The sequence below is a fragment of the Hymenobacter sp. J193 genome, assembly GCF_024700075.1.
Taxonomy (GTDB): Bacteria; Bacteroidota; Bacteroidia; order Cytophagales; family Hymenobacteraceae; genus Hymenobacter.
On record NZ_JAJONE010000001.1, the window covers coordinates 809,621 to 835,294 of the forward strand.

Consider the following 25,674-nt stretch of genomic DNA (forward strand, 5'->3'; position numbering starts at 1 on the left):
GCCGAGGTTATGTTCGCAGACTCTTGCCACTGCTGCCACCATGCAATTCCAGCCCGCAGCAGTGACCGGTATATCGGAGAAGAAAAGCGGTTTTCACGGACAACCTTTTCCGTGTTTTTTGGGCGAACAGGCCATTTTAAGACGCGTATCAAGAGCTTCTGCCCACCGGTTAACCAGCGTCACTATTTATCACCCGCATGCTCTATCAAAAAAATCCCCCCCCACCGCTCAACGCAATCCTGGGACGAGGTACGCGCCCTGTTCAACCTCTCACCCGAATTTCTGCATCTGGGCGCTTCTCAGTTTATAGCCACCCACCCCCAGCCTGTGCGCGAGGCCATTGCGCACTACCGCCAACTGCTGGATGCCAACCCCGTTTTCAACACGCTGGAGCTTGAAAACGAGGAAATGCAGAAAGTGCGCAAAGCCGCCGCCCGCTATCTGCGCATAGACAACCCCGACCACATTGCCCTGACCGACAGCACCACCATGGGTTTGGGCACCATCTATACTGGCCTGAACCTGAAACCGGGCCAGGAAATCCTCACCACCGAGCACGACCACTATTCTCAGCATGAATCCATCCGCCAGGCCACGGCCCGCACTGGGGCCAGCTGGCGTAAGGTGCGCATGTACGACCGTCTGAACCACGTAACCCAGGAGGAAATGGTGGAATCCATTGCCAAGGCCGTGCGACCCGAAACCCGCATGGTCGGCATCACCTGGGTACACTCCAGCACCGGCCTCAAAACACCCGTTGCCCAGATTGCCCGGGCCATTGCCGATATCAACCGCCGCCGCGACGAGGCCGACCGGGTGTTACTGCTCGTGGACGGCGTGCATGGCTTCGGCATTGAGCTGGATACGTTTCCCGAGTTGGGCTGCGACTTTTTCATCACCAGCGGCCACAAGTGGCTGTATGGCCCTCGTGGTACGGGGCTGGTAGCGGCCACGCACGCGGCCTGGCAGCAAGTGTCCCCCATCATCCCAAGCTACACCGAGGCCATGGACGTTATCATTGAGGAAAACGAGCGGCCCGACCACATGGACGGTAAGCAAATGACTCCCGGCGGCTTTCATTCCCTGGAGCACCGCTGGGCTTTCACCGCGGCCTTTGAGTTTATAGAAAGCCTGGGCCGTGAGCGGGTTTGCGCGCGGGTACACCAGCTTAATCGCCAGTGCAAAGAAGGCCTGGCCGCTATGCCCCACGTCACGCTGCACACGCCCCTTTCCAGTGAGCTGTCGTCGGGCATTACCTCGTTTGAAGTGCGCGGCTACAATACCGACGAGGTAATTGAGAAGCTGAAAGCCCAGGGAATTGTGGCTACCAAAGCGCCTTATACTTACTACAACTACGCCCGCTTCACCCCTGGCATTATCAACACGGAGGAGGAAGTAGACAAGGCTCTGGCGGCCGTACATAGTTTAGCCTAGCACCCCACTGCTAAGAAGTGTGTTAAAGCCCCTTGCCAGACAATTGGCAAAGGGCTTTTTCAGGGGTATAGAAGCAGTTGCATGATGCCATAGCATTTAACAGGCCTAAACAACGTAGTGGCAAAGCAATCTAAACTTTGAATTACAAAGTTCTTTGATATATTTGCATACCTGTTACGCCTCTTGGAAATTTTCCCATGGGCTATGTGTTGCGCAGTATCCTTTCATCATGTTATGTCACAGTATCAAAAATATTTTGTAGCTCCAGGCTCCGTGGTGCGCAGCATCTGGGGCAAGGCTGATACGGTTCTGTTTATTTTTGCCGGGGCCGCCGCCGAGTTTGCCCTCAATAAGGCCGTGGACTGGCTTTATTTCACCGGCCGCCTGCCCGCCGATCCGCTGGCGCGCCTCTTCTCCACCGTGGAATACGCCCGCCAGATTGTATTTGCCGAACGCGCCGGTGCTGAGCAGGCCATTGATACCATTACGGCTATCCACGCGGCCGTGGAGGCCAAGCGCGGCATGGTTATTCCGGCCTGGGCCTACCGCGACGTGCTCTTCATGCTCATCGATTACTCCATTCGCGCCTTCGAAACGCTGGAGCGGCCACTCAGCCCGGCGGAAAAGCAGGAAGTTTTTGCGGTCTTTACCCGCGTAGGCCAGCGCATGGGCATTCCCGAGTTGCCGTCCTCGCACGCGGAGTGGCTTCAAACCAGAGAGGAACATTTGGCCCAGCACCTGGAGTACAGCACGTTCACCGCCGATTTATACCAGCAATACGCGCGGCACTTAGGGCCCGTCCGCTACCGCCTGTTGCTGCAGGCCCAGCGGGTCGTGGCCCCACTTCAGGTAAGGCAGTTATTGCGCCTTGGCCGTACGCCCTGGCTGCGGCCGGCGCTGCTTATCTACCGCTACACGCAGCACCTACGCTTCAGCAAATGGGCGCGCGCCAGCCTGCTTCCCGACGAGTACAGGCAGAAAATTCTGCGGCTGGATATTGTTCCTTCAACCGTTGCTGCCGCTGCCGGCTAAGCAAAAAGGCCGCTCCTTTGGGAACGGCCTTTGCGTTGGTAGCCACTGGCTGATTTATTTCAGCAGCTCGTGCAGCACCGTTTGCATAGAAAACACTCGGTTGCCGGCTTCCTGAATCACTAATGAATTCGGTGAATCCAGAATGGCATCCGACACTTCCACGTTGCGGCGCACCGGCAGGCAGTGCAGGAACTTGGCGTCGTGGGTGCCGGCCAGGTGCTCAGGCGTCAGCATCCAGCTCGGGTCGCTGCTGATAACCTGGCCGTAGTTCTGGTAGCTGCTCCAGTTCTTGGCCTGCACGAAGTCGGCGCCTTCCAGGGCTTTGATCTGGTCGTGCTCAATGCGGGCACCCTTCGTGAACCTGGGGTCCAGTTCGTAGCCCTCGGGGTGAGTGATGACGAAGTCGACCCAGTCGATTTCCGAGAACCAGTCGCAAAACGAGTTGGGCACGCACTGGGGCAGGGCGCGCACGTGCGGGGCCCAGGTCAGCACCACTTTCACGCGCTCCTGCTGCTTGTGCTCCGCTACCGTAATCAAATCGGCAAACGACTGCAGCGGGTGCAGCGTGGCGCTTTCCAGGCTGATGACGGGCACGGTAGCGTACTGCAGAATCTTGTTGAATACCACTTCGCCGTAGTCCTCCGCCTTGTCCTTGAGCGTGGGGAAGGTGCGCACGCCCAGCACGTCGCAGTACTGGCTCATCACGGCAATGGCGTCCTTGATGTGCTCCTGCGTGCCGCCGTTCATCACCGCGCCATCAGCCATTTCCAGGGTCCAGGAATCGGCGCCAGCGTTGAGCACCCAGGCTTGAGCGCCCAGGTTGTAGGCCGCCTTCACGGAGCTCAGCCGGGTGCGCAGGCTGGGGTTGAAGAAAATCAGCCCCACGGTTTTATTGCGCCCGATGTACTGGTAGCCAAACGGATTCGCCTTGATTTCCAGGGCTTGCCGCAACAGGGCTCTATAGTCGCCCGCATCGGCGAAGGAGGTGAAATTTTTCATGTGGGGTGGTATTTATTAGAGCGTCATGCTAAGCTTGTCGAAGCATCTCTACCGCTTCGTTCGTACAGGACGTTCAGTAGAGATGCTTCGGCTCCGCTCAGCATGACGTTCTTTTGTTGAGTACTCTGGATCTATTACCAGCCAATTACATCGCCTTGTACTCGTTCCAGCTCTTGATCTTGAGGTCCTTCATTTCCAGGGTGCAGAAGGCTTGGATGAAGGCCTTGGCCAGGCGGGCATTCGTCAGCAAGCCCACGCCAAAGTCGATGGCGGTGCGGCGGATTTTGTAGTCGTTGTCCAGCTCGCCCTTCGACAGGTTCTTGGGGATATTGATAACCAGGTCGATTTTCTTCTCCTTGAGGTAGGTCAGCACGTTGGGCTCCTGGTGGTCGTCGGGCCAGAAAACGAGGGAGCTGGGCACGTTGTGTTCGGCAAAGAAACGGTGCGTGCCCTGCGTGGCGTAGATGCTGTAGCCGCTTTGCACCAGCAGCCGCGCCGATTCCAGCAGCGCTATCTTGGAGATAATGGGGCCGCTGGAAATCAGCACCGACTTCTGCGGAATCTTGTAGCCCACGCTCAGCATCGATTTCAGCAGGGCTTCCTCGGCCGTATCGCCCAGGCAGCCTACCTCGCCGGTGCTCACCATGTCCACGCGCAGGACCGGATCAGCGCCGGGCAGGCGGGTGAAAGAGAACTGCGGGGCCTTCACGCCCACGAAGGGCAGGTCGTAGACCAGCTCGCTCGCGTCGCGCTCCACTTTCTTGCCTAGCAGCACCTGGGTGGCCTTGCGGATGAGGTTGTGGCCCGAGACTTTGGACACGAACGGGAAGGAGCGGGAAGCGCGAATATTGCACTCAATCACCCGGATTTCGCGGTTTTTCTCCAGAAACTGGATGTTGAACGGACCGCTGATTTCGTAGCGCTTGGCAATCTTCTCGGCAATGATTTTGAGCTTGCGCACCGTGCCCACGTACACGCGCTGGGGCGGGTAGTACATGGTGGCGTCGCCGGAGTGTACGCCGGCAAACTCCACGTGCTCGGAAATGGCGTAGCTCACGATTTCGCCCTTGTCGGCCACCGCGTCCAGCTCAATTTCCTTGGCTTCCTGGATAAACTCCGACACCACCACTGGATATTCGGCACTTACCTCGGCAGCCGCTTTCAGAAACGACTCCATTTCAAACGCGTTGGAAACCACGTTCATTGCCGCCCCCGACAACACGTAGCTCGGACGGATCAGGACGGGGTAGCCTACCTCGCCCACGAACTCAAACATGGCAGCCAGCGAAGTCAGCTCTTTCCAGCGGGGCTGGGCAATACCCAACTCGTCCATGATGCTGCTGAACTTGTGGCGGTTCTCAGCCTCATCAATGCGGGCCGGCGCCGTGCCCAAGATAGGCGCATTGGCATCAGCTAAGCGGGTAGCCAGGTTGTTCGGAATCTGGCCACCGGTGCTCAGAATCACGCCGGTAGGCTGCTCAAACTCCAGGATATCCATCACCCGCTCGAAGCTCAGCTCTTCGAAGTACAACCGGTCCGAAACGTCGTAGTCAGTGCTTACGGTTTCGGGGTTGTAGTTGATAATAATGGTTTTGTAGCCCTCTTCGGCGGCCGTCTGCACGGCATTCACGCCGCACCAGTCGAACTCCACAGAGCTACCGATGCGGTACACGCCCGAGCCCAGCACCACAATCGACTTATCGGTTTCCGGCGCGAGGTCGTTTTCGGTGCCGTGGTAGGTGCTGTAGAGGTAGTTGGTTTTCGCCGGAAATTCGGCGGCCAGCGTGTCAATCTGCTTGATGACGGGTAATACGCCCAGCGCTTTGCGGCGGGCCCGCACCAGCAGCTCGTCGGCTTTCACGTCGCCTTCGCCCAGCACCTTCACGGCAATCTGCTGGTCCGAGAAGCCAGCTTTCTTGGCTTCGCGCAGTAGGACAGTTTCTAGGGCATCCAGGCCACTGCCGCGACGCTCAGCTAGCTTCTTGCTCAGCTCGAAAATGGTCAGCAGGCGCTGCAGAAACCATAGGTCGATCTGGGTCAGGTCGTGCACCTGCCCAATGGTGTAGCCCGTCTCAAACGCCAGGTTAATAGCGAAGATGCGCTCCTCGTTCGGCTCACTCAGCAGCTTGTCAATCGTGGCGTTATCAACGGCTTCGGGCTTGTTGGCCACGAACCCGCGCTTGCCGGTATCCAGCATCCGCAGGCCTTTCTGGATGGCTTCCTCGAAGGATTTGCCGATGGCCATGACCTCGCCCACACTCTTCATGGCCGAGCCAATCTGCCGGTTCACGCCCTCAAACTTGCCCAAGTCCCAGCGCGGCAGCTTTACTACCACGTAGTCCAGGGCCGGCTCAAAGAAGGCCGAAGTGGTCTGCGTTACGCTGTTTTTCAGTTCCGACAGCGAGTAGCCCAAACTCAGCTTGGCTGCCACAAACGCCAGCGGGTAGCCGGTAGCTTTGGAAGCCAACGCCGAAGAGCGCGACAAGCGGGCATTCACCTCAATCACGCGGTAGTCTTCCGATACGGGGTCGAGGGCGTACTGAATGTTGCACTCGCCCACGATGCCGAGGTGGCGAATGGTTTTGATGCCGATGCTGCGCAGCTTGTGGTACTCCCGGTTGCTCAAGGTCTGCGACGGGGCCACCACGATGCTCTCCCCGGTGTGAATCCCGATGGGGTCGAAGTTCTCCATGTTGCAGACCGTGATGCAGTTATCATACTGGTCGCGTACCACTTCATACTCCACTTCCTTCCAGCCCTTCAACGACTCCTCCACTAGAATCTGATCAGAAGTCGTGAAGGATTTCTGGGCTAGCGTCCGCAGCTCGTCCATGTTGTTGGCAAAGCCGCTGCCCAGGCCGCCCAGCGCAAACGCCGCCCGCACGATAATCGGGAAGCCGATTTTCTCGGCTGCGGCCAGCGCGTCTTCCATGGTTGTCACGGCCACGCTGCGGGCCGAAAGCACCCCAATCTGCTCGAGCTTCTCTTTGAAAATATCCCGGTCTTCGGTGTCGATGATGCTTTGCACGGGCGTGCCGAGCACTTTCACGCCATACTTCTCAAACACCCCGCCGCGAAACAACGCCACGGCGCAGTTCAGGGCCGTCTGGCCGCCAAACGCCACCAGAATACCATCGGGCTGCTCCTTCTTGATAACTTCCTCCACGAAGAAGGGTGTCACGGGTAGGAAGTACACGTCGTCGGCCATGTTTTCCGACGTCTGCACGGTGGCAATGTTGGGGTTGATGAGGATGGTGCGGATGCCTTCCTCTTTCAGCGCCTTGAGGGCCTGAGAACCGGAGTAATCGAACTCACCGGCCTCCCCAATCTTGAGCGCGCCGGAACCGAGGATGAGAACTTTGTTGGGTTTGTTCATTCTAAGGGTTGGGTAACAGACCGTTGGTTGAAACAGTCATGTTAAAAAAGAACGTCATGCAGAGCGCAGCGAAGCATCTTGCCAATTTCGTTGAGAATGCTAATTGCGTTTTTGACCGTAAGACATCACGCCAATCTTGTTGAATTTCATTGCCTTTGTGAACAACGTATTGCACAGTTTCACGTCTGTCGTTTTCAAGAGAGTACTTACCTTTTTCAGCGCTTCCTCCAAGGTTGATAGGTGAGAATCGTGACGACCAATCACCACATACACTTCTGGTTCGTCAAATAGCGAGTGAGCGTATTTAGCTACTTTATCAGCTTGGTATTCATTCGCCTGCTCGTGGTCTAAGCCGATATAAATCATTTCTGACCAGTCGAAATTCCGTAGCCGATGCTCGCTCGAAATGAATATATTCTTTGCATCCATTGGTTCGTTCAGGTCTGTTTCTTCGAGTGACTCGTCTGGAATTGGAACAGTTGGCGTTAAGCTAATTACCAGCACTTCTTCAGCAGCTATAACAGCTTCCAAGCCAACACTAGCATTGAATATGCATCTGATATTACTGCCAGCTTCTTCGAATTCTAAGCCAAAAAGGATATTTTGAAAACTGAAATAATTGAAGTCAATTTCTTCTATTCCAATAAATTGAAGCTCTAAGTTACAGTGCTTTATTAGTTTATAATAACCCCTTTCATCAACTTCGCTTGTCATCTCGAAAGCGGCAAATACAAAGGTGACTGAGTAGCGCCCAGTTGGATGAGTTTCAAAAGTTGTCTTAGTGACTTCAGCGTCGTGAAAGCTCGGCCAATATCCAAAATGCTGAAGAACAACTTCAGAATTGATTATTCGGCTAATTACTGAGTTTTCACTATCGGCCATTTGTGCTGGTCATTTATGCAGGCGAAGCGAGCAAGATGCTACGCTCCGCATGACGTTCTTTTCTGTTCGTTCTGCTTGTTCTACTTTCCTTCCTTATACTCCGCCACGGCTTTCAAAAAGTCGTCGAACAGATACTCGGTATCCTCGGGGCCACCGGCGGCTTCGGGGTGAAACTGAGTGGAGAAGAACGGCTTGGTCTTGTGCTTGATGCCTTCGCAGGTGCCGTCGTTCAGGTTCTCGAACAGCATGGTCCACTCGGCGGGCAGCGTGGCGGTGTCAACGGCGAAGCCGTGGTTCTGGCTGGTGATGTAGCTGCGCTGGGTGCCCGTAAGCTTCACCGGCTGGTTGTGGCTGCGGTGGCCGTACTTGAGCTTAAATGTGTCGCCGCCTGCCGCCAGGCCCATGAGCTGGGAGCCCAGGCAGATGCCGAAAATGGGCTTGTCCTGGCCCAGCGCGGTTTGCAGGTGCTGGATAGTAGCGCTACACATCTTCGGGTCGCCGGGGCCATTGCTGAGGAACAGGCCGTCGTAGTCGAGCTGGGTGAAGTCGTAGTCCCAGGGCACGCGAATCAGCTCCACGTCGCGCTCCAGAAAGCAGCGGATGATGTTGGTCTTGGTGCCGCAGTCGACGAGCACGATTTTGTGCTGGCCGTGGCCGTAGCGTTTCACCTCGGCGGGACTCACCTGGGCCACCAGGTTTTCCAGGTTAGGGTCGTGCAGGGGCACGTCTTCCTCGGCCATTATTTTGCCCAGCATGGCGCCCTTCTCCCGCAGAATTTTGGTGAGCATGCGGGTGTCCACCCCAAAGATGCCGGGGATGTTGTACTCCTTGAGCCAGTCGCCGAGGCTCTTGGCGGCGTTCCAGTGGCTGTGCTCCTCGGAGTAGTAGTTCACCACAAGGCCGGCAATGTGAATCTTGTCCGACTCGAAAATCCTGGAAATCGACTCGTACAATTCCTCGCCGGGCACGCCGTAATTGCCTACCATGGGGTAAGTCAGCACCAAAATCTGGCCGGCAAAGGACGGGTCCGTCAGGTTTTCGGGGTAGCCCGTCATGGCCGTGCTAAATACTACCTCGCCTGCGGAGGAGGTAAATGCACCGAAAGAAGTACCCTCGATTTCGGTGCCGTCTTCGAGGATGAGTTTTACTGTTTGGGACATCTATCGTTCTGATTGTAGAGCCGCAGTAGTTTGCGTCTCAATCGTTGCTGACGTTATTTTTTACCGGGGCTTTCTGGTGCCCGCTGTTCCATGACGAGACGCAAACTAGTGCGGCTCTACATCGTGTTAGACTGTGTCTAAAAACGCTAAAACGCTCATGTGCTGGCTGGTGGCTACTTATTGAAGCATACTGCTCTTTTTTAGCTTCTTTGTTTTTCGAATAGGTTCCACAAGTGGCACCAGCGAGGTCTGGCTTTGGGCAATGGCAGGCATGGCTTCTAAATGGCATCCAGCCCCGGCAAGCCGAGCAGCGCCGCCACCCGGCGCGCCACGGTTTTGACGCTGGCCACATCCGGACCGGTGATGTTCAGGTGGCCCATTTTGCGACCGGCGCGCGCTTCCGCCTTGCCATACAGGTGCAGGTGCGTGCCCGGTAGGCTTAACACGGCGGGCCAGTTCGGTTCCCGCCGCTCGCCGCTGGCGTCAAGCCATACATCCCCCAGCAGGTTGAGCATGATGGCCGGGGAATGCTGGCGCGGCTGTAGCAAGGGTAAGCCTGCCATGGCGTGGACCTGCAGGTCGAACTGCGACGCGTTGCAGGCGTCCAGGGTATAGTGGCCGCTGTTGTGCGGGCGCGGGGCCATTTCATTCACCACTAGGCCGCCGTGCTCGCTGCCGTCGGCCACCACAAAAAACTCCACGCACAACACCCCCACGTAGCCGATGTGCCCGGCAATGGAAACGGCCGCGGCGCGGGCCTGCTCGGCCAGGGCGGGCGGCAACGCCCCTTCATAGGCGTGCGTTACGGCCAGAATGCCGGCCACGTGCACGTTGCGCTGCGGTGCGAAGCTCACCACCTGTCCATCCCAGCCGCGCGCCACCAGCACTGAGCACTCGGCCGTGAGCGGCAGCATTTTTTCCAGCACGCAGGCTACGCCCCCCAGCTCCGCCCAAGCGGCGGTCAGTTCCGCGGCCGTCCGGACGCGAATCTGCCCCTTGCCGTCGTAGCCCAGGCGCGCCGTTTTCAGGATGCCGGGCAACAGGTCTGACCGCCCGGCCGCCACGGCCCGCAGCTCGTCGGGTGTGGTAATTACCGCGTAGGGCGCGCACATCACCCCCGACACGGCCGCGCAGGCCGTAAAGTGGGCTTTTTCCTCGATGCGGTCCTGGGCAATGCCCACCGCAGCCGCGGTCGGGGCCACGGGTCGGGCCTGGGCCAGCGTGTGCAACACCTCGGCGGGCACGTTTTCAAACTCGGTAGTGATGGCCTGGCACAAGTCTGCTAGTTGCGCCAACCCAGCCGGGTCATTGTAGTCGGTCCGGATGTGGTGGTGGCTCACCAGCCCGGCCGGGCTTTGCGGGTCGGGCTCCAGCACGGCGGTGCGGTAACCCAGGCGCTGAGCGGCGTGCACAAACATGCGGCCCAACTGGCCGCCGCCCAACACCCCCAGCGTGGCCGGCCGGCCCGCGGCATCCGCCTGGTCCGGGAAGACCGGAAGCCTGATTACAGCGTGCGTGTGGTCGCTCATACTGGCAGCGTCATGGCCCGGGCCGCTTCGGTTTGTTCGGCCCGGAAGGTGTGCAGTTGGGCAGCCAGGCGGGCATCGTGAAGGGCCAGCATGCTTATGGCAAACAGCGCCGCGTTGGCCGCCCCCGCGTCGCCGATGGCAAATGTGGCCACGGGCACCCCTTTGGGCATCTGCACGATGCTGTGCAGCGAATCAACCCCCTGCAGATGGCGGCTGGCCACGGGCACGCCCAGCACGGGCACCGTGGTTTTGGCCGCCAGCATCCCCGGCAAGTGAGCAGCGCCACCCGCACCGGCAATGATGACCTGCAAGCCCCGCGGACCAGCCTGTTCGGCGTAGGCAAACAAGTCATCGGGCATGCGGTGGGCCGATACTACGCGGGCCTCGTGGGGTACGTCAAACTGCGTGAGCAGCTGCACGGCGTGCTTCATGGTTTCCCAGTCGCTGCTGGAACCCATGACGACGCCAACCAGGGGCTTGTCGGGAGCGGAGGTATCAGAGGGGGGCAGGGTACTCATGTATAAATCTTGGCAGGGAACAGGGTATTCCCAGGTGGTCAAAAGATGTGGTTTCAGGCCTGAAACCACGTTTGGACAGCATAGTCATTTGGGTCGTTATGCTGAGCTTGTCCAGGTATTTCGTGCTGCTTGTGCTGCTTCATTTGGGTTCTGGCACCGAAGCGGAAGAGATGCTTCGGCAAGCGGACGCCAGATAAAGCACGGCGAGGCAGGGACGCAACGGGCCAGGACAGTGGATTAGCCGACGGGCGCAGTAAGCATAAAAAAACCGTTTCGAAATCCGAAACGGTGGCGGGGAAATACCCAGGAAAAACAACGAAAACGCCAGAGGCAAAATCAGGAAAACCGATGGTCTTGAAGACCTTGCGGCCCACTCGCGGTTCCTCGTCGAGCAAGGTTCCGCGCTTCATCAACAAGTTGTTTGCTTGAAGCATGCTGCAAAGCTACGGTATTGTTACGTTCGGCAACATACCGGCGAGGCTATTTTTTTCGCCCCGCTTTGCTCAACTTGTCCTGCTATCCTGTCTGGCTAAATGCGGTGCTTTTTCTGCGGTATTCCCCACCGGTGTTTCGGCAATCCGGCGACCGGGCCAATCGGCGCGGCTGCTCCGGGTTATTCCACCTGACAGGACGCTTTTTGTCGTATGCTTACCCCCTGGCTCCCTTCTGCTGCCAAATGGGAACTGGCTGCTGGTGTTTAGGTCGGAAAGTCAGGCATCCTACGGTAGCTACCCGGCTGCTTTGGCCAGTTGGTCAGGGGCCGAGACGGCCACCAGCGCATACAGCGCCTGTAGGAACCGGTCAACCTCCGCCCTGGTGATATTCAATGGGGGCAGCAGGCGGAGCACCGTCGGGTCGGAGGCGTTGCCTACGAATATGTGGAAATCCGAGAGCAGCTTGTCGCGCACATCTTTGATGGGGAAGTCGTACTTGATGCCCACCATCAGGCCCCGGCCGCGGATTTCCTCGGCACCGGCGTTGGCTTCCAGCTCCTGCCGCAGATAAGCGCCCAGCTCGGTGGCGTGGGCAAGTAAATCTTCCTGCTCAATAACTTCCAGCACTGCCAGGGCGGCGGCGCAGGCCAGGTGGTTGCCGCCGAACGTAGTCCCCAGCAGACCATAGGACGCTTTTAGCTCCGGCGCAATCAGAATGCCACCGATGGGGAAGCCGTTGCCCATGCCTTTGGCCACCGAAATAACATCGGGCCGAATGCCGGCGTGCTGGTGGGCAAAGAACCTGCCGCTGCGGCCGTAGCCGCTCTGCACCTCGTCGGCAATCAGCAGCGCACCGTACTGCTTGCACAGCGCCGCCAGGCCAGTCAGGAACTCATCGGAGGGCCTGATAATGCCGCCTACGCCCTGAATCGGCTCGATGATGGCCGCGCACACGTCGCCAACTTGTAGCACCTGCTCCACCGCCGCTAAGTCGTATTCCACGAAGGAAATGGCGTGGTCGGCGTTGAAGGGAGCCACGATTTTCGGGTTATCGGTAGCCGCCACCGCGCCGCTGGTACGACCGTGGAAAGCACCCTTGAAGGCTACCACGCGTTTCTTGCCGGTGTGGAAGGAAGCCAACTTCAGGGCATTCTCGTTAGCCTCAGCGCCGGAGTTGCACAGGAACAGCGAGTAGTCCTCGTAGCCCGACACCTGACCCAGCTTTTGCGCCAGCTCCCGCTGAATCGGAATCTGCACCGAGTTGGAGTAGAAGCCGATGTTCTGCAGCTGCCCGGTGAGGCGCTGCACGTAGTGCGGGTGGCTGTGGCCGATGGAAATAACGGCGTGGCCCCCGTAGAAATCCAGGTACTCCTGGCCCTTGTCGTCCCAGAGTTTCGCTCCCAGCGCCTTTACCGGCGTGATGTTGACGAGCGGATATACGTTGAAAAGCTCCATGATGTAGAAGTGAGAGCTGAGAAGTTAGAACTTAGATCAAGCCTTATGAACATCCTGCAAGGAGGTCATGCTGAGCTTGCCGAAGCATCTCTACCGAACGATTTTCACCTAACGAAGCGGTAGAGATGCTTCGGCAAGCTCAGCATGACAGTTCTGATGTTGTATCAGAATAGCCCGGCCTTCAGGCCCAATCCAGTCGTTTCAGGCAGCCCGAACAGCAAGTTCATATTCTGCACTGCCTGGCCGGAAGCGCCTTTCACCAGATTATCAATAACCGAGGTGATAAGCAGCTGCTTGCCGAATTTCTGCACGTGCAGCAGGCACTTATTGGTGTTAACCACCTGCTTCAGATGAATTTCCTGGTCCGAAACCGTGGTGAACGGCGCATCGGCGTAGAACTTCTGGTACAGCTCCCGCGCCTCCTCCTGGGTCAAATCCGACGGCGTGTAGACGCTGGCGAAGATGCCCCGCGAGAAGTTGCCGCGGTAGGGAATGAAGTGAATAGCTACATCCAGCTCATGCTGGAGCTGCGCCAGGCTCTCCCCGATTTCGCCGAGGTGCTGGTGCGTGAAGGGCTTGTAGATGGACACGTTGTTGGTGCGCCACGAGAAGTGCACCGTCTCCGTCAAGCTCTGGCCCGCGCCCGTGCTCCCCGTAATGGCCGACACATGCACATCGTCGGTCAGCTTGCCCGCCTGCGCCAGCGGCAGCAAGGCCAGCTGAATAGCGGTGGCAAAGCAGCCCGGATTGGCAATGCTCTGCGCTTGCTGGATGCGGCTTCGGTTCAGCTCCGGCAGCCCGTACACAAACTCTCGACCCGCAAACTCCGCATCGGCTTCCAGGCGGAAGTCGTTGCTGAGGTCGATGATGTGCGTCGTTTCGGGTAGTTCGTGTTTCTCAAGCCACGCCTTGGAGTTGCCGTGGCCCAGGCACAGGAACACCACATCCTCATCACCGGCCAGCTCCGAGGCAAATACCAGATCCGTCTCCCCTACCAGGTCGTCGTGAACCTGGTAGATGGGGTTGCCCGCGTTGGAAGAGCTGACGATGGCGCCTAGCTCCGCGGATTCGTGGTGCAGCAGAATCCGCAGTAGCTCCCCCGCCGTGTAGCCGGCCCCGCCGACGATACCAACCTTAATTTTCATCGTTGAACGAGCCGTGAATCCGCAGCTGGTTGCTGAAGATCTTGATGAAGCCTTTCGCATCACGCGAGTCCCAGGCATTGTTTTCCTCGCCGTAGGTAGCCACCTTCGACTGCATCATGTCGAAGTCCGACTCAATACCCACCAATTCAAACTGGTAAGGCTTCAGCGTGACGTACACCGTGCCCGACACGCGCGCCTGCGACGACTCCAGAAACGCCTCCATGTCGCGCATCACCGGGTCGAGGTATTGGGCCTCATGCAGCAGTGTGCCATACCAGTTGGCGATATAGTCCTTGTGTAGCAGCTGCCAGCGCGAGGAAACGTGCTTCTCCAGCAAGTGGTGGCCTTTGATGAGGATCAGCGGCGCGGGCGCCTCGAAGCCCACGCGGCCCTTGATGCCCAGAATCGTGTCGCCCACGTGGGTGTCGCGGCCGATGGCGTACTGACCGGCCAGCTCGTTAAGGGCAATAATCAAATCCACCGGCTGCATTTGCGCACCATTCAGGGCCACCGGCTCGCCTTCTTCAAAGGTGATGCTGATTTCCTGGGGCTCGGTTTTGCTGAGCTGCGTAGGCCAAGCCGATTCCGGCAAACCCTGGCGCGAAGTCAGGGTTTCTACGCCACCCACGCTGGTGCCCCAGATACCCTTGTTGATGGAGTATTTGGCCTTTTCCCAGCTCATTTCCACCCCATTCTGCTGCAGGTACTCAATTTCCTGCTGGCGCGAAAGGCCCAGGTCGCGGATGGGCGTAATGATTTCCGTATCGGGTGAAATCACCGAGAAAGCTACATCGAAACGTACTTGGTCGTTGCCGGCCCCGGTGCTGCCGTGGGCAATGTAGTCAGCCTTGTTTTCGCGGGCGTACTCTGCCAGGGCCAGGCTCTGGAACATGCGCTCCGCACTCACGCTCAGCGGGTACGTGTCGTTCTTCAGAATATTTCCCGCCAGCAGGTAGCGCAGACACTCCTGGTAGAACCGCTCGGTTACGTCGATTACCTCGTGGCGCTTGGAGCCCATTTCGTAGGCACGCTTTTCGATGCCGGCCAGCTCCTCCTGCGAGAAGCCACCCGAGTTGACGATGACCGTGTGGACTTCCAGGCCCAGCTCTTTCGTCAGATACACAACGCAATAGGACGTATCCAAACCGCCGCTGTAAGCGAGAACTACTTTTTTCATTAAATGAGAACTTAGAACTGAGATGTTAGAGCTTAGAAAGCAGTATTTGGCAGGAAGAAGTGAGCTGAGAGAATTCTGTTAGCACAACGCTAAGCTCTACCTTCTCACTTCTAGGTTCTCTACCGCTCCTGCGCCAGGATTTCGATGGTATGCTGGCTGAAACTGTCGTCCAGGTTGTCGTACACCATGCCGGTGCAGAGGCACATCTTGCGCTCATTCTCCATCAGGATGCCGTAGTTTTTGCAGCTGGAGCAGCCCTTCCAGAAGTCGTCGGACTGGGTAAGCTCCGGGAACGTGACGGGGCGGTAGCCCAGCTCGTTGTTGATCTTCATCACGGCCGCGGAGGTGGTGATGCCGAAGATCTTGGCCTGCGGATACTTGGTGCGGGACAGCTCGAACACGCGGTGCTTGATGGCGCGGCCCAGGCCCTCCTTGCGCAGCTCGGTGTTCACAATCAACCCCGAGTTGACCACAAATTTGTTGTCCTCGAAGGTTTCGATGTAGCAGAAGCCCGCCAGCTGCTCCTCAATAAAGGCGATGATGGCGTCGCCCTTTTCCATCTTCTTGATCAGATAGTTGGGGTCACGCTTGGCAATGCCCACTCCCCGCGCTTTGGCGGACTCGGCATACCATTGACAGAGGGTTTCCACATACTGCGCATCGGCAGCATTGGCGACTCGTAAAATCATGGTCAGGACTCGGTTAGTGGCCGGGTTTATACGGCTACAGACTCGGAAAGACGAAAAAAGAGGATACAGACGAGGCTGCTGGAGGCTTCGGCGGCAGGGCCGGAAGCAGGTAAAAACCCGGAAGTGCGGTGGGCCGGTCAGGCCGGGGAGCGGGGCGTTCCGGCTGAGGGCCGGAAGAAGTCACACGGGAAATTACACTCGGACTAGGGGTCGGTTGATTCGTGAAGTGTCTCTTGGGTGGGGCTCCAGAGGAAAGCCCGGCGTCGGTTCGCGGTAGAGGCGGAAACCGGACGTACTATTGCAGCCAGCGGTTAAGCTGGCATGATTCGCACGACCAGACAAGGTCGTCGCAGAAGCGCAATAGAAGAGAGTTGAATCATGACGGTTGCCGCGGGGCGGCGAGGGAGTGTTTCGCGGTTTAAATCGTTTAAACCGCGAATTCGTTGCAATACTAGATGTTTTTTTTGAAACTTTACCGCTTCCAGCCCAAAAAGATTATTCCTACCGGCGGCATTTCCCGGAAACCTGCTCACGGGCGGCCATCCATTTAGCCCATCCTGGCATCGCTAAGGCCATTTTTTCCTCTCTCCTACTGTATGCGTGAAGGCCTGAAAATTTTTAAAATCGGCGGTGGCATCATTGACGATGAACGCCAGCTGCGGCAGTTTCTGCGGGAGCTGGCCCAGGTGCCGGGCCGCAAGCTGCTGGTACATGGCGGCGGCAAAGGTGCCAGCCAGATGCTCCGCGACCTGGGCATCGAGCCCCAGATGGTAGAAGGCCGCCGCATCACCGACGCGGCCACGCTCGACATTGTAACCATGTTCTACGCCGGCAAAACCAACAAGCAGGTGGTGAGCCTGCTGCAAGCGGAAGGCGTAAATGCCCTCGGCCTTTCCGGCGCCGATGGCAACGCCATCCGGGCTGTCAAGCGCCCCGTCAAGGACATTGACTATGGCTTTGTGGGCGACCTGCCCGTCGATGCGGTAAACGCAGAATTGATAGGCCAATTGCTGGAAATGCACCTCACGCCTGTGTTCTGCGCCATTACTCACGACGGCGCGGGCCAGCTGCTCAATACCAACGCCGACACCATTGCCAGCACCCTGGCTCAAGCTTTGGCCGTGCAGTACGAGGTGGAGCTGCACTTCTGCTTCGAGAAAGACGGCGTGCTGCGGGATATCAAAGACGAAGCCTCCGTCATTCCGCAAATCACCGCCGCCGAGTATCAGCAGCTCAAAGCCGAGGGCGTCATTGCAGCCGGCATGGTGCCCAAGCTCGACAGTGCCTTTGCCGCCCTGGAAGCCGGCGTCGAGCGGGTGGTCATCGAAAACGCGCTACGCATCAACGAGCCGGTAAAAACGATTCTATGCCGGAGCTAACCGACCCGCTGACCGAAGAAGCCATTGCGCTGCTGCAACAGCTTATTCGCACGCCTTCCTTTTCGCGGGAGGAAGACCGCACCGCCGATTTGCTGGTGAATTTTCTGCGGCATAATGGCGCCAAGCCCCAGCGCGACGCCAACAACGTGTGGGCAGTGTCGAAACGGTTTGACGCCGCTAAGCCGACCATCCTGCTTAACTCCCACCACGACACCGTGAAGCCCGGCGCTTCCTGGACCTACGACCCTTTCGGGGCCTTAGTGGAGGGTGACCGGCTGACCGGCCTGGGAAGCAATGACGCGGGGGCTTCGGCGGTGAGTTTGCTGGCTACGTTTCTTTATTTCGAGCAACAGGAAACTGCACCGCCCTTCAACCTGATCTGCGCTATCACGGCCGAGGAAGAAGTATCGGGCACGAATGGTATCCGCCGGCTACTGCCGCTGCTGCCGAAGATTGACCTGGGCATTGTAGGTGAGCCGACGCAGATGGATCTGGCCGTGGCCGAAAAAGGCCTGGTCGTGCTCGACTGCGTAGCGCACGGCCGCACCGGGCACGCCGCCCGGGAGGAAGGTGAAAACGCCCTCTACAAAGCCCTTGACGATGTGCAGCGCCTGCGCGAATTCCAGTTTGAGCGGGTGTCGGAGCTGCTGGGCCCGGTGAAGACGACCGTCACGCAGATGCAGGCCGGTACCCAGCACAACGTTGTGCCCGACCGGTGCAGCTTCGTGGTGGATGTGCGCACCAACGAGCTGTACACCAACCCGGAGGTGGCGGACATTGTGCGAGGCCTGATCGGGGCCGACGTTACCCCACGCTCCACCCACCTCAACTCCTCGCGCATCCCGCTCACGCACCCGCTGGTGCAGCGCGGACTAGCCCTGGGTTGCCGCACGTTCGGCTCCGTCACGCTGTCCGACCAGTCGATGATGCCCTTCACCACCGTCAAAATCGGCCCCGGCGACTCGGCACGCTCCCATACCCCAGATGAGTACATTCTGCTCAGCGAAATCCGGGCGGGCGTACGGGGCTACGTGGAGTTGCTAGCGGGCCTTGAGTTGACCGTTTAGGCGTTTTCGAGGGCTGCTATGTCGATTTTGTGCATCTGCATCATGGCGGCCATCTTGCGCTGCATCTGGGCCGGGTCGGAGCTGCGCAGGAGTTGGAGCATATTGGCCGGCGTGATTTGCCAGGAGACGCCAAACCGGTCTTTCAGCCAGCCACAGTCGCCGGGCTCCCCGCCATCGGCCGTGAGCTTGTCCCAGAGCGTATCGATTTCGGCTTGGTCGGCACAGCTTACCGATAGCGAGATGCCGGTACTGAACGTGAAGTATGGTCCTCCGTTCAGGGCCACGTACTTTTGCCCGGCCAGTTCAAACTCAACCGTCATTACGTTGCCGACCGGCATGTATGTTCCGGCGGTGTAGTGCGTCAGGCGGGTGATTTTTGACTCCGGGAAAAGGCTGGTGTAGAGCTGCGCCGCTTCTTCGGCCTGGTCGTTGAAAGTCAGGAACGTGGTTATTTTCTGCATGGCGGCTGGAGAGTTGCTAAGAACTGAAGTAAAGGTAGGGAGCCGCCCCACCCTGATACGAGGCCGAAAACGACAAAAAACAGGCAGTTTGCGAGGCAGTAGCTCCTGGCAGCTCCTGCCGCCACACGTAGTACCCATTCCCGGCCGAGGCCGGAAACATCATAAGTCAGCGCATGAAAATCTGGGATAAAGGCATTGCCGTCGATAAGAAGATTGAACAATTCACCGTGGGCCGCGACCGGGAGCTGGATATGTACCTGGCGCAGTTCGATGTGCAGGCCTCCAAGGCCCAGGCGAATATGCTGGCCGGCGCGGGTTTGATTTCCGGGGAGGAAAACCAGCAGTTGCAGCAGGGCCTGCAGGAGCTGGCCGCCCAACTGGAAGCCGGCACGTTCACCATCGACGAGGACTTTGAGGATGTACACTCCAAAATCGAGTCCTACCTGACCGAACACTACGGCGACGCGGGCAAGAAAATCCATACCGCCCGCTCCCGCAATGACCAAGTGTTGACTGCCATTCAGCTATTTCTCAAGGACTACACCCAGCGTGCCGCCGCCCGCACCCTGGAGCTGGTGGAGGTGCTGCTGCAGAAAGCCGAAGCCCACAAAACCGACCTGATGCCGGGCTACACCCACTTTCAGGCGGCCATGCCCAGCTCCTTTGGGCTGTGGTTTTCGGCCTACGCCGAGCACCTGTTGCTGGACTTAGCTCTGTTCGAAGCCGCCCACACCGTAGCCGACCAGAACCCGCTGGGCTCAGGGGCGGGCTTCGGCTCGTCCTTCCCTATCGACCGGCTCCAGACCACCCAGGAAATGGGCTTCGGCAGCTTAGCCGTGAGCAGCGTAGGCGCCCAGATGCTGCGCGGCAAAACCGAGAAAACCGTGGCCTTCGCCCTAGCCGGCATGGCGGCTACGCTCAGCAAGATGGCCTACGACCTGGTACTCTACAACGGGCAGGACATGGCCTTCGTGGAGCTGCCAGCGGCTTTCACGACAGGCTCCAGCATCATGCCGCACAAGAAAAACCCCGACGTGTTCGAGCTGATACGGGCCCGCTGCAACGCTCTGCAGGCTTTGCCCAACACGCTGATGCTGGCCACTGGTAACCTGCCCAGCGGCTACCACCGCGACTTCCAGATTCTGAAGGAAATCCTCTTCGAGCCGATGACACAGTTTCTTAATATTCTGGACATCGTGCTGTTTGCGTTGCCCCAGCTGCGTATCAAGCCCGACCTGCTCAACCAGCCCAAGTACGACGCCGTGTTTACCGTCGAAAACATCAACCAGCTTATTCAGGCCGGGGTACCCTTCCGTGAAGCTTACAAGCAGGTGGGCCGCGCCGTGGAGGATGGCTCCTACGTGCCGCACAAGCAATTTCAGACCACTCATCTGGGCAGCGTGCATAACCTGGGATTGGAGGAAATCCGGGCGAAGGTGGCGCGGTTCCAGGCCGGGAGCCGATTACTTGCTTCTGCGCAATCGTAAAACTACTAGGAAAGCAAAGCAGGTATTCGGCTGAATGGCCGGCAGCAATTGTACTAGCCGCTTAGTTGGCGCGTTAGGCCAATTCCGGTAATTTTCCGGCTGGCGGCGCAAAAAAACCAGCGTATTTAGCGCATAAGCCCGAACTTGCGGGCTTACTGCAACCCGTAGCGTTTCGGCAATGCTTGCGCCCCACGTTTCCTTAACCTGAATTTTTCCATGAGCACCCGCAAACAGCATATTGCTCAGGTGGCCTTGCACCTATTTGGAGAAAAGGGCTACGAGAATACCTCTACGCAACTGATTGCGAAGGCCGCCGGCGTCTCGGAAGCACTTATTTTCAAGCATTTTGGCTCCAAGGACCAGCTGCTGGAGTTTGTCGTGAAGAATGGCTACAAGCGCATTATCGAGGACAACCGCGGTGGCCTGAACGAGCCGGATCCGCTTACTTTCATCCACAGCGTAATTGAGCTGCCCTACAAGCTGGTGAAGGATGAACCCTTCTTCTGGAAGCTGCAGTACCGCCTCGCCGACTCCGAAATGGCCCGTCAGCAGCACGAGCGGTTTATGCGCCCCGTGCCGGCCCTGCTGCGGCAGGCGTTCGGCAGGCTAGGCTACCCCGACCCCGAAAAAGAAGCCAAGCTCCTGCTGATCCTGGTAGAAGCTCTCTGGAAAATCGAAGCCAACAAAACCGACGAGAACGTACGCGAAATGCTCGATTTTATCAAGCAGAAGTATCAGACGCAGTAGATAGTTTGCACAATCTAAACGATGGTCATTCTATGGCAAAGAGGCTGATCGTCAATATTTGCTAAGGCTAAAAACCTCTAGTGTTTAGGCAGCCTTTTATAAGGCTTGTATACTAGCCATTTTTCTTGCAACGGCTCTAAGTCTTTTAATAAGACTGCAAAGAATGCTGCCCGAGCCTTGTTATTTGATTTATCTAATGCATAATGAATACCCTCCACACTTTCAACTACATACATCTTTTTATTGAATTCAACAAAGGCTATATCCGCAATTAATGGATTGGCCGGCGGCATAAATTTCAAATTATCTTCAGACTCTCGAATAAATATTTTTAAAAAATCTGTTTTACTAATAAAATTTTGCTCAGTCCCCAATATAGGTTTTGATATAGTGGAATCCGTTATCTGAATCACATTCATTTTGTTATTTTCTATCCAAATAAAATATGTTATTTCTTTACCTTGTTTTTTTGTTAATAAAGCTAAAGTTAAATAATATTCTTTAACATTTTTCAAACTATCCTGATAATATTTGATTATTTTATGATCAAAATAATAAGGAAAATATTTCGCATGATTATTCTGACATTTTGCATTTAATGCCGTAGCTATTATTAAAAACATCAAGCTATATTTCAAACAATTGGCTTTATATTTCATGATTAACATTTAAGTTTATATTCCTTTTTATTAAAAAAATCCAAAACTTATTAATTATTGCTATAAGCACTAATTTCATCATAATACTTTCTGACGTACCTTTTCAATTTATATATTACCTTATCATGCTTGTACAGAAGGTCGTAAGTATTAATGGTATTTATTACAACAAAATCACTCCTGATAATTTTCTTTACTGATTTTTCACTTCTAAGAGCTTTTCTCTTGGTTGAAGAATACACAGATGCCCGTACGTGCTGGTAGCATGAACAAACATCTCCTTCAAATTTAAAAAAAGTGACAAAATAAATTTCTAAACCAAACCTAATATTGAAGATAGATTTCTTTATATTTTCATCTACCGCGCAATATTTTTTAAAATTACAATTAATGTAATTATTATTTTTGTATATTGCTAATTCACTACTATCTCTCCCCGCATATTCCTTATACATATTAAGACCTCTGCAACAATTCATTAATTCAATCCCACTTGTTTCTTTTTTCAAAATTGCGGCATACCATATTGTATTATCAACTGAAATTTCAGAAGAATTTCTAAAATACTGTTGAGAAAGCAATAAACTATTCTCAATGTTATTATGCTCTTTACTATAAATATTTATTACATATCCATCAATACTCTGCCCAATTGTTTCGATTGAACAAAGTACAAGAAAATAAAATAATAGTAAAATATATTTCATTTATTCATAACTTTAAAACAATTACATTCTACCCGCACTTTGCTTGCACCATATCTAAATGGGGCGATGGTAAAATAGCTGGTGATTGTTATTTTGGAGCATGCTTCAGAGAACTCTCACCTGCAAGAAGTGCGGCAGCGCGGCCCTGCGCAAGAACGGCAGCCTGAAAGGCCAGCCCAAATATCAGTGTACGACCTGTCGCTACCAGGCTGTGTTTACGCCGGCAGCGGCGCGCAAAGCTGCTCAATACGCACAGGTGGAAAAGCTACTGGTCGAGCGCGTTTCGCAACGGGCCATTGTGCGTCTGACCGGCGTCTCGCGCCCCACCATTGTCAAACTGGCAAAAAAAGCGCAGCGCACACTTCCGTCCTGCCATCCGCCGAGCCGGCCACGGATGCTGGAACTGGATGAGATGTGGACCTTTGTGGGGCGTAAGAAGCACAAGATGTGGCTCTGGCTGGCCGTGGAGCGACATACGCGACGTATCGTGGCCTGGGTGCTAGGCACGCGGGGCACGGCGACGGCACGCCGCCTCTGGCAGCAACTGCCGGCCCACTACCGCACGGGCACCTGGTACTACACGGACGAATGGGAAGCCTATCGAAACGTCTTGCCTGCACTGGCGCATCGGCCCAGTGCCAAGGGGAGTGGGCAGACCAGTATCGTGGAGGCCATCAATTGCTCGCTGCGACAAAAATGCGCCGTGCTCGTCCGCAAAACCTGTTCGTTTAGCCGCTCTCCCTTGATGCACCGAGTCCGCATCCAACTCGTCATCGACGAACACAATCGGCGCATAGAAGCACAGGCCTAATCACCTACTATTTTACCACTGCCCTAAATGGTTGTACTGAGCTTAATCACATCATCTCTACCGTTTGGATAATCGACTCCAAAAAACGGCTAAGATATTGTAACCAAGCTCAGCACAAACCAAAGACAGAATTTTACGTGTCTTGAACCTACAGGTGAATCACCTCGCCATACGCGGCGGCAGCGGCTTCCATAATGGCTTCCGACATGGTGGGGTGCGGGTGTACGGCCTTGATGATTTCGTGGCCGGTGGTTTCGAGCTTGCGGGCTACCACCACCTCGGCAATCATTTCCGTCACGTTGGAGCCAATCATGTGGGCGCCCAGCCACTCGCCGTACTTCTTATCGAAGATAACTTTCACGAAGCCGTCCTTCGCGCCACTGGCGGATGCTTTGCCCGAAGCCGAGAACGGAAATTTACCCACCAGAATGTCGTAGCCCTGCTTTTTGGCTTCTTCCTCGGTGAGGCCCACCGAGGCAATTTCCGGGGAAGCGTAGGTGCAGCCGGGAATGTTCTGGTAGTTGAGCGGCTCGGGATGATGGCCGGCAATTTTCTCCACGCAGATGATGCCTTCCGCCGAGGCCACGTGGGCCAGCGCCGGGCCGGGCACGATGTCGCCGATGGCGTACACGCCGGGCACATTGGTCTGGTAGAAGTCGTCGACGATAACGCGGCCTTTCTCCACCTTGATGCCCAGCTCCTCAATGCCGATGTTTTCGAGGTTGGTAACCACGCCGGCGGCGCTCAGCACCATGTCGCAGGCAATCTGCTGGTCGCCTTTGGCGGTTTTCACCGTCACGGTGCAGCCGGCGCCGCTGGTGTCTACCTTGGTTACCTCGGCCGAAGTCAGCACGTTCACGCCGATTTTCTTGAAGGACTTCTCCATCTGGCGCGACACCTCTTCATCTTCCACAGGCACGATGCGCGGCAGGTATTCCACCAGCGTTACCTCCGAGCCCATGGTGCGGTAGAAGTAGGCAAACTCCACGCCGATGGCGCCGGAACCCACTACCACGAGGCGTTTGGGCAGCTCGGGCAGCACCATGGCCTGGCGGTAGCCGATGATTTTCTTGCCGTCGATGGGTAGGGCCGGCAGCTCGCGCGAGCGGGCTCCAGTGGCCAGAATAATGTGCTTGGCCTCCACGGTTTCCTTGGCGCCGCCTTCCTTGGTTACTTCTACTTTGCCGGGAGCCAGCACTTTGCCGGAGCCGGATACCACCTCAATCTTGTTTTTCTTGAACAGGAAGTTGATGCCCTTGCTCATGCCGTCGGCCACACCGCGGCTGCGCTGAATCACGGCCCCGAAGTCGTAGCCTACGCCGTCGGCCTTCAGCCCGTAGTCTTTGGCGTGGTTGAGGTATTCAAACACCTGGGCGCTTTTCAGCAGCGCTTTGGTAGGAATACAGCCCCAGTTGAGGCAGATGCCGCCGAGCGACTCCCGCTCCACCACACCTACCTTCAAACCCAGCTGCGAAGCCCGGATAGCGGCTACGTAGCCCCCGGGGCCGCTGCCAATCACGACCACGTCGAATTGCAATGCCATATGTTGGAAATTTGCTTGCGGAAGAAGACTTTCTTGCCGTAGTTTTGATGAAAACTGCCCTGTCGAAAAAAGGCAGACAACTGGCCGAAAGCCCTTGCTTTCGCAACCGGGGGTAAAGATAAAGAGGGAAAGTTATCCGGCTAAGCTCCCGCGGCGGCAAATAGCTGGCATAAAAAATGCATCCCGGCGCATTCCTTCAATTAATACAACTTTCACGGTTTTTTTGTATTTTCGCCACATGAAACACTGTCTACCACTGTTCCTGACCAGTGCGCTGGTTGGTTTGCTCTCTTTCTCGACCCAGGCGCAGGCACCCGCGCCCGTTGCCCAAGCAATGTCTGCGCCGACGGCAGTAGCTGGCGGCGGGGCGGCCAAGGTCGATCCGGCCGTATTGCCCGCCAAAAAGCTCACCTCCTCGGACTACAAAGCCCAGGTAGTCACCTCCACGAAAGTCATTACGGCCGACCCCAAGAACGTGGAGGCGCTGATGACGCGGGCCAAGGCGCATCTGCAGCTGAAAGCCTACGACGAGGCCATCAAGGACTATACCGCCGTTCTTAAGCTGCAGCCCACTAATGCGGATGCGTTGTATAACCGTGGCTTGGCTTACCTGAAAAACGAAGATCAGAAGCTGGCCACCAACGACCTGACGGCCACGATACGCCTGCGCCCCGAGGACAAGGAAGCCTTCTTTGCCCGCGGCGTGGCCAAGCTGCAGGTAAGCAACTTTAAGTCGGCCCTCGGCGACTTTACCAAGACCATTGCGCTGGACCCCAACTACGCTGATGCCTACGAGTACCGCGGCATCTGCTACGCCAACATCAACAAATCCAAGGAAGCCCAGCGCGACCTGGAAAAGGCCGTTTCTTTGAACCCGGAAGCCGCTAAGAGTCTCCGTAAATACGGCAAGAAGTAAGAGTTAACTCTTATCTGGCTGAGTAGTCAGGTTAGAAAAACAAAAAGGCCTGCCTCTTAAGGCAGGC

At 56.5% G+C, this 25,674-nt stretch carries 23 protein-coding genes; 8 read left to right on the forward strand and 15 right to left on the reverse strand.

The features are described from left to right. Window positions 1-9 precede the first annotated feature (9 nt). Window positions 10-1,434, forward strand: coding sequence for an aminotransferase class V-fold PLP-dependent enzyme (locus LRS06_RS03450; protein ID WP_257870190.1), 1,425 nt, complete (start codon window positions 10-12; stop codon window positions 1,432-1,434). Window positions 1,435-1,668: 234 nt separating this feature from the next. Then, a complete protein-coding gene (locus tag LRS06_RS03455) occupies window positions 1,669-2,466 on the forward strand; it encodes an oxygenase MpaB family protein (protein ID WP_257870191.1) in 798 nt (265 codons plus the stop codon). 54 nt (window positions 2,467-2,520) lie between these two features. Here LRS06_RS03455 and LRS06_RS03460 read toward each other — a convergent pair whose 3' ends face one another. The 11 genes from LRS06_RS03460 to LRS06_RS03510 all read right to left on the reverse strand — a co-directional run bounded on the left by LRS06_RS03460 (window position 2,521) and on the right by LRS06_RS03510 (window position 15,830). Beyond that, window positions 2,521-3,465: an acetylornithine carbamoyltransferase gene (locus LRS06_RS03460; RefSeq protein ID WP_257870192.1), complete on the reverse strand. Its 945-nt coding sequence runs from the start codon at window positions 3,463-3,465 to the stop codon at window positions 2,521-2,523. Window positions 3,466-3,610: 145 nt separating this feature from the next. Next, window positions 3,611-6,841, reverse strand: a complete 3,231-nt coding sequence (gene carB / locus LRS06_RS03465; RefSeq protein ID WP_257870193.1) for a carbamoyl-phosphate synthase (glutamine-hydrolyzing) large subunit — start codon at window positions 6,839-6,841, stop codon at window positions 3,611-3,613. 99 nt (window positions 6,842-6,940) lie between these two features. Beyond that, window positions 6,941-7,723, reverse strand: coding sequence for an immunity 50 family protein (locus tag LRS06_RS03470; protein WP_257870194.1), 783 nt, complete (start codon window positions 7,721-7,723; stop codon window positions 6,941-6,943). An 80-nt stretch (window positions 7,724-7,803) separates the two neighbouring features. Then, window positions 7,804-8,883: a glutamine-hydrolyzing carbamoyl-phosphate synthase small subunit gene (gene carA / locus LRS06_RS03475; protein WP_257870195.1), complete on the reverse strand. Its 1,080-nt coding sequence runs from the start codon at window positions 8,881-8,883 to the stop codon at window positions 7,804-7,806. A 278-nt stretch (window positions 8,884-9,161) separates the two neighbouring features. Next, window positions 9,162-10,412, reverse strand: coding sequence for a 5-(carboxyamino)imidazole ribonucleotide synthase (locus tag LRS06_RS03480; protein ID WP_257870196.1), 1,251 nt, complete (start codon window positions 10,410-10,412; stop codon window positions 9,162-9,164). After that, entirely contained in the window at window positions 10,409-10,930 is a 522-nt protein-coding gene (gene purE, locus LRS06_RS03485; RefSeq protein WP_257870197.1) for a 5-(carboxyamino)imidazole ribonucleotide mutase, read from the reverse strand. Before purE ends, LRS06_RS03480 begins: the two co-directional genes overlap by 4 nt. Before the next feature lie 53 nt (window positions 10,931-10,983). After that, complete coding sequence (locus tag LRS06_RS03490; protein WP_257870198.1) at window positions 10,984-11,364, reverse strand: hypothetical protein; 381 nt, start codon at window positions 11,362-11,364, stop codon at window positions 10,984-10,986. Window positions 11,365-11,658: 294 nt separating this feature from the next. Further along, a complete protein-coding gene (locus LRS06_RS03495) occupies window positions 11,659-12,819 on the reverse strand; it encodes an aspartate aminotransferase family protein (protein WP_257870199.1) in 1,161 nt (386 codons plus the stop codon). Window positions 12,820-12,983: 164 nt separating this feature from the next. Beyond that, complete coding sequence (gene argC, locus LRS06_RS03500; RefSeq protein ID WP_257870200.1) at window positions 12,984-13,964, reverse strand: N-acetyl-gamma-glutamyl-phosphate reductase; 981 nt, start codon at window positions 13,962-13,964, stop codon at window positions 12,984-12,986. After that, window positions 13,954-15,141, reverse strand: coding sequence for an argininosuccinate synthase (gene argG, locus LRS06_RS03505; RefSeq protein ID WP_257870201.1), 1,188 nt, complete (start codon window positions 15,139-15,141; stop codon window positions 13,954-13,956). The genes argC and argG overlap by 11 nt, the downstream gene beginning before the upstream one ends. 119 nt (window positions 15,142-15,260) lie before the next feature. Continuing rightward, on the reverse strand, window positions 15,261-15,830 hold the full coding sequence (locus LRS06_RS03510) for a GNAT family N-acetyltransferase (RefSeq protein WP_257870202.1): 570 nt from the start codon (window positions 15,828-15,830) through the stop codon (window positions 15,261-15,263). 596 nt (window positions 15,831-16,426) lie between these two features. Between LRS06_RS03510 and argB the strand changes: the two genes are divergently transcribed. Further along, on the forward strand, window positions 16,427-17,209 hold the full coding sequence (gene argB / locus LRS06_RS03515) for an acetylglutamate kinase (protein ID WP_257870203.1): 783 nt from the start codon (window positions 16,427-16,429) through the stop codon (window positions 17,207-17,209). After that, window positions 17,197-18,276 (forward strand): M20 family metallo-hydrolase, encoded by a 1,080-nt coding sequence (locus LRS06_RS03520; RefSeq protein WP_257870204.1) that lies wholly within the window; start codon window positions 17,197-17,199, stop codon window positions 18,274-18,276. The genes argB and LRS06_RS03520 overlap by 13 nt, the downstream gene beginning before the upstream one ends. Here LRS06_RS03520 and LRS06_RS03525 read toward each other — a convergent pair. Next, entirely contained in the window at window positions 18,273-18,737 is a 465-nt protein-coding gene (locus LRS06_RS03525) for a VOC family protein (RefSeq protein WP_257870205.1), read from the reverse strand. The two genes, LRS06_RS03520 and LRS06_RS03525, sit on opposite strands and share 4 nt — an antisense overlap. A gap of 173 nt (window positions 18,738-18,910) precedes the next feature. Between LRS06_RS03525 and argH the strand changes: the two genes are divergently transcribed. Together argH and LRS06_RS03535 are read left to right on the forward strand one after the other, a co-directional pair. Next, window positions 18,911-20,224 carry an argininosuccinate lyase gene (gene argH / locus LRS06_RS03530; RefSeq protein ID WP_257870206.1) on the forward strand — a complete coding sequence of 438 codons (1,314 nt, stop codon included), beginning with the start codon at window positions 18,911-18,913 and terminating at the stop codon, window positions 20,222-20,224. 216 nt (window positions 20,225-20,440) lie between these two features. Then, a complete protein-coding gene (locus LRS06_RS03535) occupies window positions 20,441-20,971 on the forward strand; it encodes a TetR/AcrR family transcriptional regulator (RefSeq protein ID WP_257870207.1) in 531 nt (176 codons plus the stop codon). A gap of 77 nt (window positions 20,972-21,048) precedes the next feature. Here the strand turns inward: LRS06_RS03535 and LRS06_RS03540 are convergent, their stop codons facing one another. After that, window positions 21,049-21,630: a hypothetical protein gene (locus LRS06_RS03540; RefSeq protein WP_257870208.1), complete on the reverse strand. Its 582-nt coding sequence runs from the start codon at window positions 21,628-21,630 to the stop codon at window positions 21,049-21,051. A gap of 50 nt (window positions 21,631-21,680) precedes the next feature. Continuing rightward, entirely contained in the window at window positions 21,681-22,337 is a 657-nt protein-coding gene (locus LRS06_RS03545) for a hypothetical protein (RefSeq protein ID WP_257870209.1), read from the reverse strand. Between the two features lie 100 nt (window positions 22,338-22,437). On the opposite strand from LRS06_RS03545, the gene LRS06_RS03550 reads away from it, so the two are divergent. After that, window positions 22,438-23,148, forward strand: coding sequence for an IS1 family transposase (locus LRS06_RS03550; protein WP_257870210.1), 711 nt, complete (start codon window positions 22,438-22,440; stop codon window positions 23,146-23,148). Window positions 23,149-23,296: 148 nt separating this feature from the next. Here the strand turns inward: LRS06_RS03550 and lpdA are convergent, their stop codons facing one another. Continuing rightward, a complete protein-coding gene (gene lpdA, locus LRS06_RS03555) occupies window positions 23,297-24,691 on the reverse strand; it encodes a dihydrolipoyl dehydrogenase (protein ID WP_257870211.1) in 1,395 nt (464 codons plus the stop codon). A 238-nt stretch (window positions 24,692-24,929) separates the two neighbouring features. On the opposite strand from lpdA, the gene LRS06_RS03560 reads away from it, so the two are divergent. Next, window positions 24,930-25,607, forward strand: coding sequence for a tetratricopeptide repeat protein (locus LRS06_RS03560; protein ID WP_257870212.1), 678 nt, complete (start codon window positions 24,930-24,932; stop codon window positions 25,605-25,607). The last annotated feature ends 67 nt before the right edge of the window (window positions 25,608-25,674 follow it).